General features: G+C 74.5%; 16 protein-coding genes. All 16 read right to left on the bottom strand.

All coding sequences use genetic code 11. The annotated features are described in order from the left end of the window. Window positions 1-25 precede the first annotated feature (25 nt). Window positions 26-2,065: a prolyl oligopeptidase family serine peptidase gene (locus ACIA8R_RS43210; RefSeq protein ID WP_397043419.1), complete on the bottom strand. Its 2,040-nt coding sequence runs from the start codon at window positions 2,063-2,065 to the stop codon at window positions 26-28. 86 nt (window positions 2,066-2,151) lie between these two features. Continuing rightward, a complete protein-coding gene (locus tag ACIA8R_RS43205; RefSeq protein ID WP_397043638.1) occupies window positions 2,152-3,069 on the bottom strand; it encodes a discoidin domain-containing protein in 918 nt (305 codons plus the stop codon). 287 nt (window positions 3,070-3,356) lie between these two features. Continuing rightward, complete coding sequence (locus tag ACIA8R_RS43200) at window positions 3,357-4,235, bottom strand: hypothetical protein (protein WP_397043417.1); 879 nt, start codon at window positions 4,233-4,235, stop codon at window positions 3,357-3,359. Between the two features lie 309 nt (window positions 4,236-4,544). Then, window positions 4,545-5,150: an energy-coupling factor transporter transmembrane component T family protein gene (locus tag ACIA8R_RS43195; protein WP_397043416.1), complete on the bottom strand. Its 606-nt coding sequence runs from the start codon at window positions 5,148-5,150 to the stop codon at window positions 4,545-4,547. Further along, window positions 5,147-5,821, bottom strand: a complete 675-nt coding sequence (locus ACIA8R_RS43190) for an energy-coupling factor ABC transporter ATP-binding protein (protein WP_397043414.1) — start codon at window positions 5,819-5,821, stop codon at window positions 5,147-5,149. Before ACIA8R_RS43190 ends, ACIA8R_RS43195 begins: the two co-directional genes overlap by 4 nt. Beyond that, window positions 5,818-6,954 (bottom strand): thiolase family protein, encoded by a 1,137-nt coding sequence (locus tag ACIA8R_RS43185; RefSeq protein ID WP_397043412.1) that lies wholly within the window; start codon window positions 6,952-6,954, stop codon window positions 5,818-5,820. The genes ACIA8R_RS43190 and ACIA8R_RS43185 overlap by 4 nt, the downstream gene beginning before the upstream one ends. A gap of 1 nt (window position 6,955) precedes the next feature. Continuing rightward, window positions 6,956-8,308, bottom strand: a complete 1,353-nt coding sequence (locus ACIA8R_RS43180; RefSeq protein WP_397043410.1) for an AMP-binding protein — start codon at window positions 8,306-8,308, stop codon at window positions 6,956-6,958. After that, on the bottom strand, window positions 8,308-8,901 hold the full coding sequence (locus tag ACIA8R_RS43175) for a biotin transporter BioY (protein ID WP_357699670.1): 594 nt from the start codon (window positions 8,899-8,901) through the stop codon (window positions 8,308-8,310). Before ACIA8R_RS43175 ends, ACIA8R_RS43180 begins: the two co-directional genes overlap by 1 nt. Window positions 8,902-8,962: 61 nt before the next feature. Continuing rightward, the gene (locus tag ACIA8R_RS43170; protein WP_397043408.1) at window positions 8,963-9,595 is read right to left on the bottom strand and encodes a DNA/RNA non-specific endonuclease; all 633 of its coding nucleotides are present in this window, start codon (window positions 9,593-9,595) and stop codon (window positions 8,963-8,965) included. Between the two features lie 175 nt (window positions 9,596-9,770). After that, entirely contained in the window at window positions 9,771-11,069 is a 1,299-nt protein-coding gene (locus ACIA8R_RS43165) for an alpha-amylase family protein (RefSeq protein WP_397043406.1), read from the bottom strand. Between the two features lie 55 nt (window positions 11,070-11,124). Beyond that, on the bottom strand, window positions 11,125-11,655 hold the full coding sequence (locus ACIA8R_RS43160) for a GNAT family N-acetyltransferase (protein ID WP_397043404.1): 531 nt from the start codon (window positions 11,653-11,655) through the stop codon (window positions 11,125-11,127). 19 nt (window positions 11,656-11,674) lie between these two features. After that, window positions 11,675-12,235, bottom strand: a complete 561-nt coding sequence (locus ACIA8R_RS43155; protein WP_397043402.1) for a helix-turn-helix domain-containing protein — start codon at window positions 12,233-12,235, stop codon at window positions 11,675-11,677. A 37-nt stretch (window positions 12,236-12,272) separates the two neighbouring features. Continuing rightward, entirely contained in the window at window positions 12,273-12,557 is a 285-nt protein-coding gene (locus ACIA8R_RS43150) for a DUF6204 family protein (protein WP_357699660.1), read from the bottom strand. Window positions 12,558-12,569: 12 nt separating this feature from the next. Beyond that, complete coding sequence (locus tag ACIA8R_RS43145; RefSeq protein ID WP_397043400.1) at window positions 12,570-13,208, bottom strand: TetR/AcrR family transcriptional regulator; 639 nt, start codon at window positions 13,206-13,208, stop codon at window positions 12,570-12,572. 47 nt (window positions 13,209-13,255) lie between these two features. Continuing rightward, window positions 13,256-13,696: a ClpX C4-type zinc finger protein gene (locus ACIA8R_RS43140; RefSeq protein ID WP_397043636.1), complete on the bottom strand. Its 441-nt coding sequence runs from the start codon at window positions 13,694-13,696 to the stop codon at window positions 13,256-13,258. 52 nt (window positions 13,697-13,748) lie between these two features. After that, on the bottom strand, window positions 13,749-14,636 hold the full coding sequence (locus tag ACIA8R_RS43135) for a LysR family transcriptional regulator (RefSeq protein WP_397043398.1): 888 nt from the start codon (window positions 14,634-14,636) through the stop codon (window positions 13,749-13,751). Between the last annotated feature and the right edge of the window lie 26 nt (window positions 14,637-14,662).

Raw genomic sequence — 14,662 nt, 5'->3', positions numbered from 1 at the left:
GTGTTTCAGGACAGCCTTATATAAGTCAAACCTGGGGTAGATGGCGGCGCAGGAACTCCAGCTCCAGCAGCAGCAGGCTCTCGGCCACGTCCTCCTGGGGGGTCATGTGCGTCACGCCGCTCAGCGGCAGAACGGTGTGCGGGCGGCCCGCGGCCAGCAGCGCCGCCGACAGCCGCAGCGTGTGGGCGGCGAAGACGTTGTCGTCGGCCAGCCCGTGCACCAGCATCAGCGGACGGGTCAGCCGGGGCGCGTCGGGCAGCAGCGAGCAGCGGTCGTATGCCTCGGGATGCTCGTCGGGGTGGCCCAGGTAACGCTCCTGCCAGTGGGTGTCGTACAGGCGGGCATCGGTCACCGGCGCGCCCGCCACGGCCACGTGGAAGACGTCGGGATGGCGCAGCACGGCCGCCGCCGACAGATAACCGCCGTAGGACCAGCCGCGGATCGCCACCCGGCCCAGGTCCAGGTCGGGATGGCGGGCACCGGCGGCCAGCAGCGCGTCGGCCTGGTCCTCCAGCGCGGCGCTCAGCTTGTCGAAGCGCACCGCGCGCTCCCAGGCCGGCCCCCGCCCCGGCGTGCCCCGCCCGTCGGTCACCAGCACGGCGAAGCCCTGCTCGGCGAACCACTGCTCGATCGCGAAGCCGTCCAGGCCGCGCAGCACCCGCGCGGCCATCGGCCCGGCGTACGGCGACAGCAGCACCGGTAGCCGCCCCGACCCCGGCACGTGCCCGGACGGGAACAGCACCGCCGTACGCAGGTCGCGCTTGCCCAGCGACACCAGCTCCACCCGCGGCCGCAGCACCGGCACCGCGCCGTGGGAGGCGATCACCCGATCGCCCACGCTCACCCGCACGCCGTGCTCCTCCAGGGCGCGGCGCACCACGACCGTCGCCCCGCCGGCGCGCGTGCCGGTGTGCACGCCCGGCTCGGCGGTCACCCTGACCAGGCCCTCGGCCCTGGACCAGGTGCATAGGTGCCGCTCGGTCGGCTCCTCGCAGCACTGGAAGAGCACGGTGTCGCCGTCGACGGCCAGGATCTGCAGCACCTGGAGGCCGGGCGGGGTCACCACGTCCTGGCCCACCATCAGGCGGCGGGTGTCGTCGCGGTCGACCGTCCAGACCAGCTCGCCCGAGGCCGTGCGCGACGGCACGCCGCCCACCAGCTCCAGCCAGGCGTCGTCGGTGTCCTCGCGCACCAGGGTGGTCGCGCCGGTGGCCGGATCGACCTCCAGGACGCGGGTGGTGCGCTGGTCACGGCTCTGCACCAGCACCAGCAGGCCCTGACCGGTCCACGACACCGCCGCCACGTACTCGAAGGCCGCGCGGTCCCACACCACCCGGGTGCGCCGGCCCTCCAGCGTGACCAGCCACAACGACACGTCGGCGTTGGGCGTGCCGGCCGGCGGGTAGGCCATGGTCCGCGGCGGCCTGCCGGGCTCGGCCGGCTCGGCCAGGCACCACTTCTGCACCGCCGCGTTGTCCACCCGGGCGGCCAGCAGCCGGCTCCCGTCGGGCGCCCACCAGTAGCCGCGGTGGCGGCCCATCGACTCGCCGGCCACGTGCTCGGGCAGCCCCCACGTCACGTCGGTGCCGTCGGGGACCAGCAGCGGCCGCTCGCCGACGTGCAGCGCGCCGCCGGAGACGAACGCGACGTGCTCGCCGGTCGGGTCGAGCCGCGGGTCGGAACCGCTCAGGCCGAGCGCCGTCACCTCGCCGGTCAGCAGGTCGACGGTGTGCAGCGCGCCCTCGGCCGCGTAGACGGCCTTGGTGACGGCCGCGTCGGTGGCGTAGGCCACGATGCCGGAGGCCTGCTCGCGGGTGCGTTCCCTGCGGGCCCGCTCGGCCTCCGACGGCCGCGCGCCGGGCGTCGGCGTGCCCGGGTCGGCCAGCAGGCGCTCCTCCCCCGTGGCCACGCTGAACGACCACAGCCGGTGCACCGGGTCCTCGCCCGAGGAGGACCGCAGGAAGATCACGCGCGCGCCGTCCGGGGAGATCGTGAAGTTCCGCGGGACGCCGTAGGTGAAGCGGGCCGTCCGGGCGTGCTGGCGGGGAAGCGTCAGGGGAGGCATGGCGCGATCATAGACACGGCCCGTCGAGGCGGCGCAAGGCAGGCCAGGGTGGCGGCGCGGGCACGCTCCCGCGCCGCCACGCGAGGTCAGCGATCCTCGAAGCGCACGTCGTCGAACAGCGCCTCGTCGCCGGTGGGGGCGGTGCCCGCGCTGCTGAAGGCGTAGCCGTCCATCGAGGTCACGGCGGCGGTGCGGGGCAGCGTGGCGATCTGGCGGTCACCGGCGTACAGGGTGGCGGCGGACGTGGTGGCCTCCAGGCGGATCCTGGTCCAGCCCTCGCCGACCGTCCCTGCGGGGGCCAGCGTCGTCCACTTCTTGGTGGCGGCGTCGTAGCGGCTGACCGCGCCGGCCCTGCTGATGCTCAGGTGGTAGGCCGAGGTCGTCCCGCTGGTCACCGTGAACAGGAAGGAGTTGGTCACGCTGACCGGCCGGTAGCGGAACTCCAGGGTCTTGCGGGCGCTCGCGGTCGTGGTGCGGGCGGCCTTGGCCATGAGGGTGGTGGACTTGTCGGACAGGGGCAGCGCGCGGTCGGCGCCCACCTCGTACGGCGACACCCACGCCGCCGACAGGCTCTGGTAGCCCCGCGGACGCAGCCAGATCGGGTCGTTGTCGAAGGTGTCGGTCGTGGAGTACAGCTCGACCTCGTTCAGCATCGCGCAGCTCTGGCCGATCTCGGCGTCGCAGCCCTGCGTGGCGTCCACGACGACCTTGACGTGCCGGCCGGCGGCGTTGACCGGCTGGTAGCGCAGCGCGTAGTCGGTGCGCCCGCCGACCGTGGCCACCGCGGGGCCCCAGTCGGCGCCGTCCTTGGAGACGTAGACGCGGGCGGAGGCCGGATGCCCCGGGCGCAGGCTGAGGCCGATCCGGTTGAAGGTCTGCTCGCGGTCCAGGTGCACGACGTACTCGCCGGGCCCCTGGGAGACGGCGCTCGACCAATAGGCGGTGCTGCCGTCGAAGGCGCCGTCGGGACGCACCCGCGGCCGGTTCGCGCCGGCCCAGGTCATGTTCGTCTCGACGGTCAGCTCGCCGGCACGCTGCTTGGCGGCCAGGTCGATCCGGCCCGCGCCGGGCGCCAGGACGTCCAGGTGGCGGCGCCTGACGCCGTACCAGCCGCCGTTCTCGAACGTGCCGCTCGCCGGGCAGGCGGTCTCGTTCAGCGTCCCGCCGGCGTTGACGCCGGGCAGCTTGCAGTTGTCGAAGACCTGCACCAGCCGGTTCGTGCCGACGGCGGCCAGCGCCGTGTAACCGGACGAGCCGTGCGTGTCGTAGACGCCGTCGCGGTTGTGGTACGTCACGCGCTGCTGCGTCCAGGAGTCGCCGCGGCCGTCGGAGGAGATCGCCAGCCAGTTGTCCGGACGGCCCGCGCTGAGCACCAGCACGCCGTTGGGCATGAGCAGCAGGCGCGGGGCCACGCCGCGCACCGTGCAGCTCTGCCCGGAAAGCTGCAGGTCACGCACCGCCGACCAGGTGCGGCCCTCGTCGGTGGAGCGGCTCCAGGCCAGCGTGGAGTAGGTGCCGCCGTCCTTGCGCATGACGCCAGCAGGCTGCCGTCGGCGGTCTGCTCGACGGCCGTCTCGTTGTAGGTCGTCTCCCCGGCCGGGCGGGCGATGACGCCGCGGCGGGCGAAGGTCCTGCCGCCGTCGGCGCTGGCGTACAGCTCGGCCTGGTTCTTGCCGCCGGTGACGGTGTAACGGGCGTAGACGGTCACCAGGACGGTCCTGTCGGCGAGCTGCACCGGCACGCCGTGCGCCACGCCGCCGCCGACCAGCTCGTCGGGGCTGGTGAAGGTGGCCCTGGCGGTGTCCCAGGTCTGGCCGAGGTCGGTGGAGGTGTGGACGTCCAGCTCGTTGGTGCGGGCGTCGACCTTCGTCAGGTAGTAGGCGGTGCCGAACAGGCGGCCGTCGTGCAGCTGCACCGGGGCCTCGCGCAGCGGGGTGGCGCGCGGCGGGCCGAAGGTCAGGCCGCCGTCGTCGGAGACGGCCATGCCGCTGGTCTGGGCCATGACCGCGTCCACGTTGGTGGACCAGGTGGCGATCAGCTTCTGGCCGGGCGTGCCGTCGGGCCTGACGACGTCGACGGCGGTGAGGTTGGGGAAGCCGGCGTAGTCGCGGCGCTGGGCCGCCGTCGGCTCCTTGGCCGCCGGGCGCGGGCTGGGGTAGATCCAGTCCACGAAGGCGTCGCTGCCCGATCCTGCCAGGTAGCCCTCACGCGGCCCCGACTCCTGGGCGGTGAGGGCGGGGGTGTCGGGGAGCGAGCAGTACGCGGCGCGCGTGCGCCGTGCCCGGCAGGACGGCGGGAAGGGGGGCCAGCAGGCAGGCGGCGAGCAGTGCTCTTGTGGGCAGCACGGGGGAAGGACTCCTTGCGCAACGAACGATCGACGTCCGCTTTGTCGTTTATTTACGCAAGAAGGCTATATTTGCCCAAAAGTGCAGATGTAAGTTGTAACTGCCTTATGTCCGCTTTGTGATGAGGTGCGGGCTCAGTCGTCGAGGCCACGGGCCGACAGGGCCTCGCCCAGCGCGTCCGCGTGCCGCAGCGCGCCCACCACCAGTGGCACCGCGAACGCCCGCACGCTGCGCTCCACCCCCCGCGCCCGCTGCGCCTCCCGCACCCGCGTCGCCAGCGACGCCACCACCGGCACGCTGCGCACGGTGAGCGAGAGCAGCAACGACAGCCGGAACGGGTCCAGCCCCACGAACCGGACCGGCGACAGGCCGCGCTCCAGCGTCGCCAGCATGTCGGCCGTCCGCGTGGTCAGCGTCACCAGCCCCGCCAGCGCCACGGCCAGCGCCACCCGCAACGTCGAGGACACCGCCGCGTCCAGGTCCGCGAACACCAGCTGCACGACGAACAGCACCACCGCGAACCAGCGCACCGGCCTGACCTGCGCCCACGCCGCCCGGCCCCCCACCCGCGCCGACGCGTACAGCGCCGCCGCCACGACCGCCGCCCCCGCCAGCGCCACAGGCGGGCGCAGCAGCACCAGCGCCGTGCACGACAACGCCAGCCCCGCCAGCTTGACCCCGGCCGGCAGCCGGTGCAGCCACGAACCGCCCGGCACGTACGCGCCGGTGAGCCCGTTCACGCCATCAGCTCGGTGTAGTGGCCGATCGCCTCGGCCGGTGAGCCGTCGGCGACCACCCGGCCCTCGTCCAGCACCAGCACCCGGTCGAACCCGGCCAGCAGCGGCAGATCATGCGTGACCGCCACCACCTGCTGCGGCATCTCCCGCAACAGCTCGGCCACCTGCCGCGAATGGCGCAGGTCGAGCAGCGTCGTGGGCTCGTCCATGACCAGGATGTCGGGTTCGAGCACCATGACCGCGCACAGGGCCAGCAACTGCTTCTGGCCGCCGGACAACTGGTGTGCGGGATGGTCGGCGTGCCCGCCCAGGCCGTGCCGGGCCAGCACGTCGTGCACGCGGCGCTCGACCTCCTCGCGCCGCAGGCCCTTGCGGCGCAGGGAGAAGGCGACGTCCTCGGCCACGGTCGGCATGACGATCTGCGCGTCGGGGTCGGTGAACAGGAACCCCACCCGCCGCCTGATCCGCGCGGCCTGACGACGGGTGTCCAGGCCGAGCACGGTGACCTCGCCCGAGGTGGGCACCGCCAGGCCGTTGATCAGCCGGGCCAGTGTGCTCTTGCCCGAGCCGTTCGCGCCCACGACGCCCACCCGGCGCTCGCTGAGGCTCGCGGTGACGCCGCGCAGCACGTCACGCCCGCCCAGCCGGACGTGCACGTCGGCGAACTCGATCACGCGACCACCTCGAACAGCGCGGCCACGCCCAGCCCGCCGCCCACCGCCGCGGCCGCCAGCCCCAGCGTGCCCGCCGGCGCCCCGGCGCGCACCAGCCTGGAGAAGAGCCTGGTCACCACCACCGCGCCGGTCGCGCCCCACGGATGGCCGAGCGCCAGCGCGCCCCCGCCGGCGCACACCCGCTCACGGTCGGCCTCCAGCGGGTCGAGGCCGAGCGCGTCGGTGACGGCCAGCACCTGCGCCGCGAACGCCTCCACGATCTCCACCGCCGCCACCCGTCCCATGTCCACTCCCGCACGTGCCAGCACCCGGCGGACCGCGGGCACCGGACCCCACCCGGGCAGCGCCGGATCACACCCGACGACGGACCCGGCCACCAGCCGCAACCCCGGCAGGCCGGCCCGCTCGGGAACCAGCGCCACGGCGGCCGCGCCGTCGCTGACCGGGGAGGAATTACCGGCCGTCACTGTACCGCCCGGCACGAACGCCGCAGGCAGCCGGGCCAGCGAGGCCGCCCGCAGCACCCTGGGCCGCTGGTCCTCCGCCCGCCCGCCGATCGGCACGATCTCCTGGTCGAAGGCGCCCGCGGCGCGGGCGGCCAGCGCCTTGGCGTGGCTGAGGCGGGCGTAGTCGTCCTGGCGGTCGCGGCTGATGCCGTACGCGGCCGCCAGGGCGTCGGCGGCCGGGCCCATGTCGGGGTCGGGATGACCGTCGGGGGCGAAGGGCGCCCGCTCGTAGGGGCGGTCGGCGCCGCGCGGCGTACGCAGCGGCGCGGTCGAGGCGCTCTCGGCTCCCCCGGCGATCACCAGGTCCATCTCGCCCGCGGCCACCGCCTGCCCGGCCACCAGGATCGCCGCCAGCCCGCTGCCGCACTGCCGGTCGACCGTCAGGCCGGGCACGCCGTGGCCGAGCCCGGCCGCCAGCGCCGACACCCGGGCCACGTTGCCGCCGGGGCCCATGCAGTTGCCGAGCACGACGTCGTCCACCGGCCGGCCGGCCTCACCGGTCACGGCCTGGGTCACGGCCTGGATCACGGGGGCGGCCAGCCGGTCGACGGTCACGTCCTTGAAGGCGTGCCCGGCCGTGCCGATCGGCGTACGGCGGGCCGCCACGACGACGGGTCGTCCGCCCACGTCAGACCAGCCGCCGGATCTCGGGGTCGCCGCCGGCCAGCCGGTCGGCCACCAGGCCGCGCGCGGGCTTGCCCGACCCGGTGCGCGGCAGCGCGGGGACGGCATACCAGCGGCGGGGCCGCTGCGCCACGTCCAGCCCGCCGCGGGCGACGGCCTCCAGCAGCGCGCGCGGCGGCGGGCAGGCGCCCTCGACCACCGCGGTCACCACCGAGCCGAGCGACGGGTGCGGCGAGCCGATCACCACGATGTCCCCCACGCCCGGCACCTTCCGCAGCACCGCCTCGACGTCCTCGGGGACGACGGTCGCGCCGCCGGTCTGGATCGCGCCGTCGCCGCGCCCGCGCACCCGCAGCACCTGCCCCGCCCGGTACGGCTCGGCCAGGTCGCCCACCGTCATCCAGCCCTGGCCGTCGCGGCGCAGCGGACCCTTCGCGCCGCCCAGATAGCCTTCGGCCAGCCACGGCGAACGCGCCCACACCTCGCCCAGCGCGCGCCCCGGCTCGGCCCTGACCTCGATCTCGACGCCCGGAAAGGGACGCATCCCGCCCCCGTCGGCGTCGAAGGCCACGAACGACAGCTCGGTCGCGCCGTAGTAGGACACCACGCGCACCCCCGCCCGCCCGGCCAGGTCCCGCGCCCGCGGGCTCAGGGCCGCGCCGCCGACGACGGCCGTACGCAGGCCGGGAGCCTGCTCCAGCACCTCGGGCAGCCGGTGCGGCACCAGGTGGATCGCGGTCGCCGCCCGCAGCTCCGCCGACGCCGGCCGCCCGCCCGGCACCAGGGCGGTCGCGCCGACGGCCAGCGTGTGCACGGCCGCGAAGGCGTACAGGGAGGAGACCAGCGGGCCGGGCACCAGGACGACGTCGGCCGGGCCGATCCCGGTCAGCTCGCACAGGTGCGGGAAGGAACGCGTCCAGGAGGCGCGGGTGCGGACGACCGCGCGCGGCCGGCCCGTGCTGCCGGAGGTGAAGCAGGCCCACGCCCGGTCATCGGGACGGGGATCGGGCGCCGGCGGCGCGCCCGGAACGCACGGCAGCGGCTCGCCGACCCGCAGGTCGGCCCCGGCCGCCGCCGCCACGCGCGCCCACCGCTCCGGGCTCCAGCCCGGGTCGCCCACCAGCGGCGTCACGCCCGCCAGATCGGCCGCCAGCACGGCGGCCAGCAGCTCGACGGGGTCCTCCAGGGCGATGGCGACCAGCGCGCCCCGCCCTTGAAGCCGCCCCCGCAGATGCCGCGCGCCGCCCTGGACGCGCTCGGCCAGCTCGGCGTAGGTCAGGCTGCCGCGCGGACCGCGCAGCGCGACCCGCGACGGGCTCTCGGCAGCGTGCCGCAGGACGTGCTCGGCGACGGGCATCAGCGCACCCGCTCGCGGTGCACGGCGGGAACGGCGTCGGGATAGGCGCGTTGCGTGCCCCGGGCCACCAGCGCGGCCACCACCGCCTTGAGCGCGTCACCCGGCAGGAAGAGGGCGGTCAGGCCCATCACCTTGGTCAGCGGCAGCCCGGTCACCAGCGCCTGCACCGGCACCCCGACCAGGTAGACCACCCCGATCCCGCCCACCGCGCAGGCCACCAGCAGCCGCAGGAGACCCGGCGTCCGGCCCGCCCGCTCCACCAGCAGCCCGGTGACCGCGGCCCCGGGAACCCAGCCGATCAGGAACCCGGCGGAGGCGGCGGTGAACACGCCCAGCCCGCCGCGCCCGCCCGCCAGCAGCGGCAGCCCGGCCGCGACCAGGACCAGCAGCACGACCACCGCCAGCGCCGCCCGCCAGCCCCCGAGCACGGCCCCGGCCAGCATGACGCCCAGCGTCTGCAGCGTGATCGGCACCCCGTTGCCGAAGACGTTGACCGCGCCCGGCGCGCCCAGCACCGCGATCAGCGCGGCGAACACCGCGATCCTGGCCAGGTCGCCGGTGGGGAACCGTCGCTGTCTTCCTGCGTTCGTCATGAGGACGATCCCACACCAGAACGGGTCGATCCCGCATGCAGGGTTCCCACAACGCCGGTGGCTACGCCTTGTCAGAGCCGCTCATGCAGTGCGCCGCCCGGAACGCGTTGCCGATCTTCGTGTGCCAGGAGTCCAGGTCGCCGGCCGACAGGGTGGCGTTCGGGAAGGTCACGTTGACCTGCCGGGACACCCCGCCGATCTTCGCGGCCATCGAGACGTGGATGCGGTCGGGGATCACCGTCGTGCCGTCGGGATAGTGCACCTGGACCCGGTAGTCGGCCACCGCGCCGCCCTTGGCCGCCAGGCAGGCGCGGGCGCCGTTCTCGACGCGCAGCATCAGGCCCTGGTTGATCTGCCTGCCGCGCATCGGGACCAGGTTGTAGCGCATGCTGGAGCCGGAGAAGGAGGAGGCGATGAGATGGCCGCCCTGCCAGTCGCCGCTGCCGCCCCAGTTGCCGACGGTGGCCTCGCACCCGCTGCGCGCGGCCGCCTTCCTGGCCAGTTGCGGGGCCAGGGCCTGGGCGGGCCGTCCGGCGCCGTCGGTGGTGTAGGTGCGGGGGCCGTCCTTGTAGGTGTGGTTCTTGGCCAGTTGCCGGACGCAGGAGGCGGTGTCGGTGTCGGCCGCCTGCGCGGGGCCGGTCAGGGTGGCCAGCGCCAGGGCGGCGGCGCACAGGACAGGGGGAAGCCGGGTCATGGGCATGAGAAGGGTTTCCTCTCGCGGGGAACGCACGACGGGCCCGCTTTGACGGGTTGCTTCGCGCTATCGGCGACCACGTCGGCTTTGTCGCGAGATTCATGCCCGGAGAAGCTAGTAGCGGAACGTTGCTAGAACGCTACTTTTCGTAGTGATTGCAGGTAGGTCGCCCTGTTCAGGGTTCGACGACGGCCCAGCCGTGCGGGGGCAGGGTCAGCAGCGCGCCGTCCAGCTCGCCGTCCCCGGCGGCGATGCTTCCGGGGAAGGGCAGCGTGACCTGCGACGGCTCGTCGGTGGTACTCAGCGCGACCGCCAGCGCGTGGCCGCCGGAGCGGCTCTCGTAGGCGTAGAGCTGGTTGGACAGGGTCAGGTCGGTGGTGCGGGCGCGCGACAACCACGGATGGCGGCGGCGCACGGCGACGATCCGCCGGTGCAGGCCGAGGACCGGCAGGCCGTCCGGCGGCATCTCGCGCGGGGAGGCGGGAAAGGCCGGGCGTACGGCGTCGTCGCCGCCCTCGCGCTCCTCCTTGACGCCGCGCAGGGCGTACTCGTCGCCGGCGTACAGCGACGGCGTGCCGGCGACCGTCATCAGCACGGCCAGGGCGTGGGGCAGGTGGCGTTCGTCGGTCAGGCGGCTGGCCAGGCGGGTGACGTCGTGGTTGCCCACGAACGTCATCGGCGTGAAGGACTCGGCGAAGGCGGCGTGCCGCTTGAGCGCCCAGGCCAGCTCGAAGGCATTGCGGTCGTTGAGCGAGCTCCAGATCGCCTTCCACAGCTCGTACTGGGTGACGGCGTCCATGCCGGTCTCGGCCACGAACGCGGCGTAGTCGCCGTGGATGACCTCCCCCACCACGTACGCCTGCGGCCGCCCGCGGCGCACCTGCGGCAGCACCCGCGCCCAGAACGACGGCGGCACGGCGTAGGCGGCGTCCAGCCGCCAGCCGTCGGCGCCGCGGTCGAGCCAGTGGGCCATCACCGCCGCGACGTGCTCGGCCACCGCCGGCTCGGCATGGTTCAGCGCGACGAGCGACTGGTGCCCCTCGAAGTCGTCGTGCGCGGGAGCGCCGCCGCCGGCGGGCCAGCGCAGCCGGAACCAGCGCGCGGCCGGCGAGTCCGGCCCCTCGCGCAGGGCCTCCTGGAAGCGCGGGAAGCCCTGGCCCACATGGTTGAAGACGCCGTCGAGGAGCACCCGCAGGCCGCGGTCGTGCGCGGCCGACACCAGCGCGTCGAAGTCATCGTCGTCGCCCAGGCGCGGATCGACGCGGAAATGGTCGAGGGTGTCGTAGCCGTGGGTCTCGGCGGCGAAGATCGGGCCGAGCTGCAGCCCGTCGGCGCCCAGGGCGGTGGCGTGGTCCAGCCACGGCACCAGGCCCCCGAGCCGATGGGTGACCCGCGGCACGGCGGCGCGCTCGGCGCCCAGGAAGCCCAGCGGATAGACGTGCCAGAAGATCGCCTGCTCTGCCCAGGACGGCACGTCAACCCCCCGACGAAGATCCGAAGCCCATTCTAGGCGCGGCCCCTCGACGGGCTCAGGCGGGGGTGGTGAGGCGCTTGTAGAAGAAGCTGCAGTCGAGCAGGGTGCCGTCGGGGGCGCCGGCGTAGGCGGGCACGACGCCGTACCGGGTCCAGCCGCCGGTGAGGTAGAGGTGCTCGGCGGTGCTGCCGGTCTCGGTGTCGAGCACCAGCAGCCCGGCCCCGGACGCGACGGCGCCCTCCTCGGCGGCGGCCAGCAGCAGGCGGGACAGGCCGCGCCCGCGCGCCTGGCGGTGCACCAGCAGCTTGACGAGCTCGGCGCGGTGACGCGAGTTGGGCTTGCGGGCCATGACCAGGCTGACCGTGCCGGCCAGGGAGCCGTCCGGGTCGCGGCAGGCCCACACCGCCATGCCGCCCTCGGCCACCGCCGCCGCCTGCTCCCGCCACCACGCCGCGGCCTGCGCCGGGCCGAACGGCTTCAGGAAGCCGACCGAGGCGCCGCCGTCCACGGCGTCGGCCAGCAGCGCGGCCAGCTCCTCGACGCAGGCGGCGAACTCCTGCGCCGAGATGCGGGTGACGGTGTGCACGAGGGGGCTCCTTCCGAGCTCAGGGCAGGACGACGAACAGGGCGTAACGGACCGGCGAGGGGCCGGGGCAGCGGAACCGCGACCGCCCCCACAGGCGGAAACGCAGGCAGTCGCCCGCCTCCAGCCGGTGGGCCAGGCCGTCGGCGGTGATCTCCACGACGCCCTCCAGCACCCAGACGTGCTGTTCGAGCCCGGGAACCGGCGGCTCGTCGTAGGCGATGTCCGCGCCCGGCCGCAGCCGCCCCTCGACGACCTCGCCGCGCAGCCCGGGATGCGGCGGCGAGACCGAACGGCGCTCGAAGCCCGAGTCCTCGTCCCGCCACACCGCCTGTGCCGCGGCCCGCACCACCTGCGCCGGCTCGGACTCCACCTCGGCCAGCAGGCGCGACATCGTGCGCCCGTAGACGGCGCAGAGCTTGTTGAGCAGGGCGGCGGTCGGGCTGATCTCCCCGCGCTCCAGCCGGGACAGCGTCGAACGACTGATCCCGGCGCGTCGCGCCAGGTCGTCGAGCGACCAGTCGCGCTCGACCCGCAGCTCGGCGAGCCGGGCGGCCAGGCGGTCGTCCAAATCATGTCCCACATTCGGGACTATATCCCAGATCAGGGACACGGTAGTGTCAGGCGCGGCCCTTGCGGCGGATCTTGATGTCCCGCATGTCCGTCACCGCGACCTGCAACACCTGGTACGGCACCCCGTACGCCTCCAGCGCCGCCACCGCCCGCCCGGTCGCCTCGTGCTCGCCGTCGCCCGGCCCGGCGGCCACCTGGCACCGGAAGGTGAACGCCGACAGGGTCCCGTCATGGGTGAACGTGCCCGCCTCGGTGAACGCCGTGTCGTGCGCCCCCAGCACCGCGGCCCGTCCCTCCTCGTCGAGTCCGTCGAACTTCCCGCGGATGGTCACCCGGAACAACGCTCAGCCCTCCCGTACGGCATAGGTCAGGAACCGCTCGGCGAGCAGCCCCTCGGTCACGTCCAGCAGCTCCAGCACGGCCTCGGCGATGTCGTCGGGCCGCTGCCCGGCCGACACCCGCCTGCCGACCTCGGCGTACACCAGCGAGTGCAGGCAGCCGATCTGCCAGGCGACGGCCCGCGGCAGCGGATCGCCCGGCGCGGCCCCCGTCTCCTGGGCCAGCGCCTCGGCCAGCGCGTCGGTCATCTGCCGGCCCAGCTCCTCCAGGCGCGCCCGCAGCGTGGGGGCGGCGAGCATCATCTCCAGCACCTGGCCGAACCCGGCCGTCAGGCCCAGCCTGCGCTCACGCGCGTGCACCTCCTCGCGCAGCCGGGCCAGCACCGCCCCCGCCGCCGACTCGCCCGGCGCCCGCTCGCGCACGATGTCGGCGAGCCGCTGCGGCGAGGCGTCCTCGGGCGACAGCACGAGGTCCTCCTTGGAGGTGAAGTAGTTGTAGAGCGTGTTCACCGACACCTCGGCCGCCGCGGCGATCTCGGCGATCGTGACCTGGTCGAACCCGCGGTCCACGAACAGGCCGATCGCCACGTCGGCGAGGTGCCGGCGGGTCTTGCGCTTCTTCCGCTCGCGAAGCCCTTCGGTCATGACAGGACCCTACTGCAAATTTGAAGTGGATTACTGTTTTCCGGCCGTCACCGGGACTCGATGTCGGCGGCGAACCGGTCCCACGCCGCCTGGCGCGTGATGCCGAGGGCCTCGCCGATCCTGGCCCACGTCACGTTGCGGTCGCGCAGGATGCCCACCCAGGCGCGCAGGTCGCGCTCGGCCAGCTCGACGGTGAGCGCCTGGCGCGGCAGCGCGGCCAGCACGTCCTCGTCGGACATGCCGGTCACGTACTGGTCGGACGCATCGGGGCCCCAGTGGGCACGGGGCTCGCGGTCGCCCTCCTGCTCGGCCTTGTCGAGCTCGCCGGTGACGATGTCCTGGCTGAGCTGGATGCAGGCGTCGCAGATGTAGACGCCGGGCCCGGCGACGAGCTTCCTGACCTCCTCGTGCGGCTTGCCGCAGAACGAACACCGCGTCGCCAGCTGGTCGACGGGCGTCACCTCTCGGGTGCTCTTGCTGCGTGTCATCACGCTGTCAGCCTGACCTTGACGGCCCGCCGTGTCAAGGGTGGGCTGACAGCTATGGGGGTCCGGCGGAGAACGCGCGGCGGGCGTGGGGCAGCAGCGCCCGCACCGCCGGGCCGCCGCCCTCCCGCCAGACCAGGGCGAGCAGCGCGGGCGCCGGCACGTCGTCCAGGAGCAGCGCGGTGAGCCGGTCGCGGTGGCGCTCGGCCATCGACTCGCTGAGTATCGCCACCCCGAGGCCGCGCACGGCCAGGTCGGCGATGGCGTCGGCGGCGCCGGCCTGCAGCGCGATCCGCGGCCGCAGCCCCCGCGCCGCGCACGCCTCGTCGAACACCGCGCGCAGCCCCGTGCCGCGCGGCATGCACACGATGGAGTGGTCGGCGAGGTCGTCCAGGGCGATCCGCGGCCGGGCGGCCAGCCGATGTCCGGGCGGGACCGCCGCGACCAGCCGCTCGCTGACGACCGTCAACGCCTCCAGCCCCTCGGGGACGGCGTTCGCGGTGCCGATGAGCGCCAGGTCGAGCGCACCACCGCGGACCCCTTCGACGAGCTTGTCGGAGTTGTCCTCCAGCAGGGACAGTTCGACGCCCGGATGCGCCCGGTGGAAGGCGGCCAGCGCGTCGAACAGCGGCGTGACCGTGCAGCCGAGCACCATGCCGACCGTCAGCGTGCCGCGGATCAGGTCGGTCACCTCGCCCACCGCCTGGCCCACCGCCCCGGCGGCGGCCAGCGCCGCGCGGGCGTGTTCGAGCGCAGCCTTGCCCGCGACGGTGAGCGTGGCCACCCGGGCCGAACGGTCGAACAGCTCGGCCCCGAGCTCGCGTTCGAGCTGCCGGATCTGGGCACTGACGCCCGACTGGCTGATGTGCACCCGTTCGGCCGCTCGGGTGAAGCTCCGCTCCTCGGCCACCGCGACAAAGTACTCCAGCTGCCTCAGTTCCATAACCACAGATTCTAGAAGCCATCAGA

This window comes from Nonomuraea sp. NPDC051191, assembly GCF_044455665.1.
Lineage (GTDB): Bacteria > Actinomycetota > Actinomycetes > Streptosporangiales > Streptosporangiaceae > Nonomuraea.
Note: the sequence above shows the minus strand (reverse complement) of the source record. Positions and strands in the feature narration are given on the sequence as shown.

Excerpts from the sequence above, each read along its gene's own strand:
- ACIA8R_RS43180 (WP_397043410.1), bottom strand. The coding sequence starts at position 8,308 with ATGCCCGTCGCCGAGCACGTCCTGCGGCACGCTGCCGAGAGCCCGTCG.
- ACIA8R_RS43175 (WP_357699670.1), bottom strand. The coding sequence starts at position 8,901 with ATGACGAACGCAGGAAGACAGCGACGGTTCCCCACCGGCGACCTGGCC.
- ACIA8R_RS43140 (WP_397043636.1), bottom strand. The coding sequence starts at position 13,696 with ATGACACGCAGCAAGAGCACCCGAGAGGTGACGCCCGTCGACCAGCTG.
- ACIA8R_RS43210 (WP_397043419.1), bottom strand. The coding sequence starts at position 2,065 with ATGCCTCCCCTGACGCTTCCCCGCCAGCACGCCCGGACGGCCCGCTTC.
- ACIA8R_RS43205 (WP_397043638.1), bottom strand. The coding sequence starts at position 3,069 with ATGACCTGGGCCGGCGCGAACCGGCCGCGGGTGCGTCCCGACGGCGCC.
- ACIA8R_RS43145 (WP_397043400.1), bottom strand. The coding sequence starts at position 13,208 with ATGACCGAAGGGCTTCGCGAGCGGAAGAAGCGCAAGACCCGCCGGCAC.
- ACIA8R_RS43170 (WP_397043408.1), bottom strand. The coding sequence starts at position 9,595 with ATGACCCGGCTTCCCCCTGTCCTGTGCGCCGCCGCCCTGGCGCTGGCC.
- ACIA8R_RS43135 (WP_397043398.1), bottom strand. The coding sequence starts at position 14,636 with ATGGAACTGAGGCAGCTGGAGTACTTTGTCGCGGTGGCCGAGGAGCGG.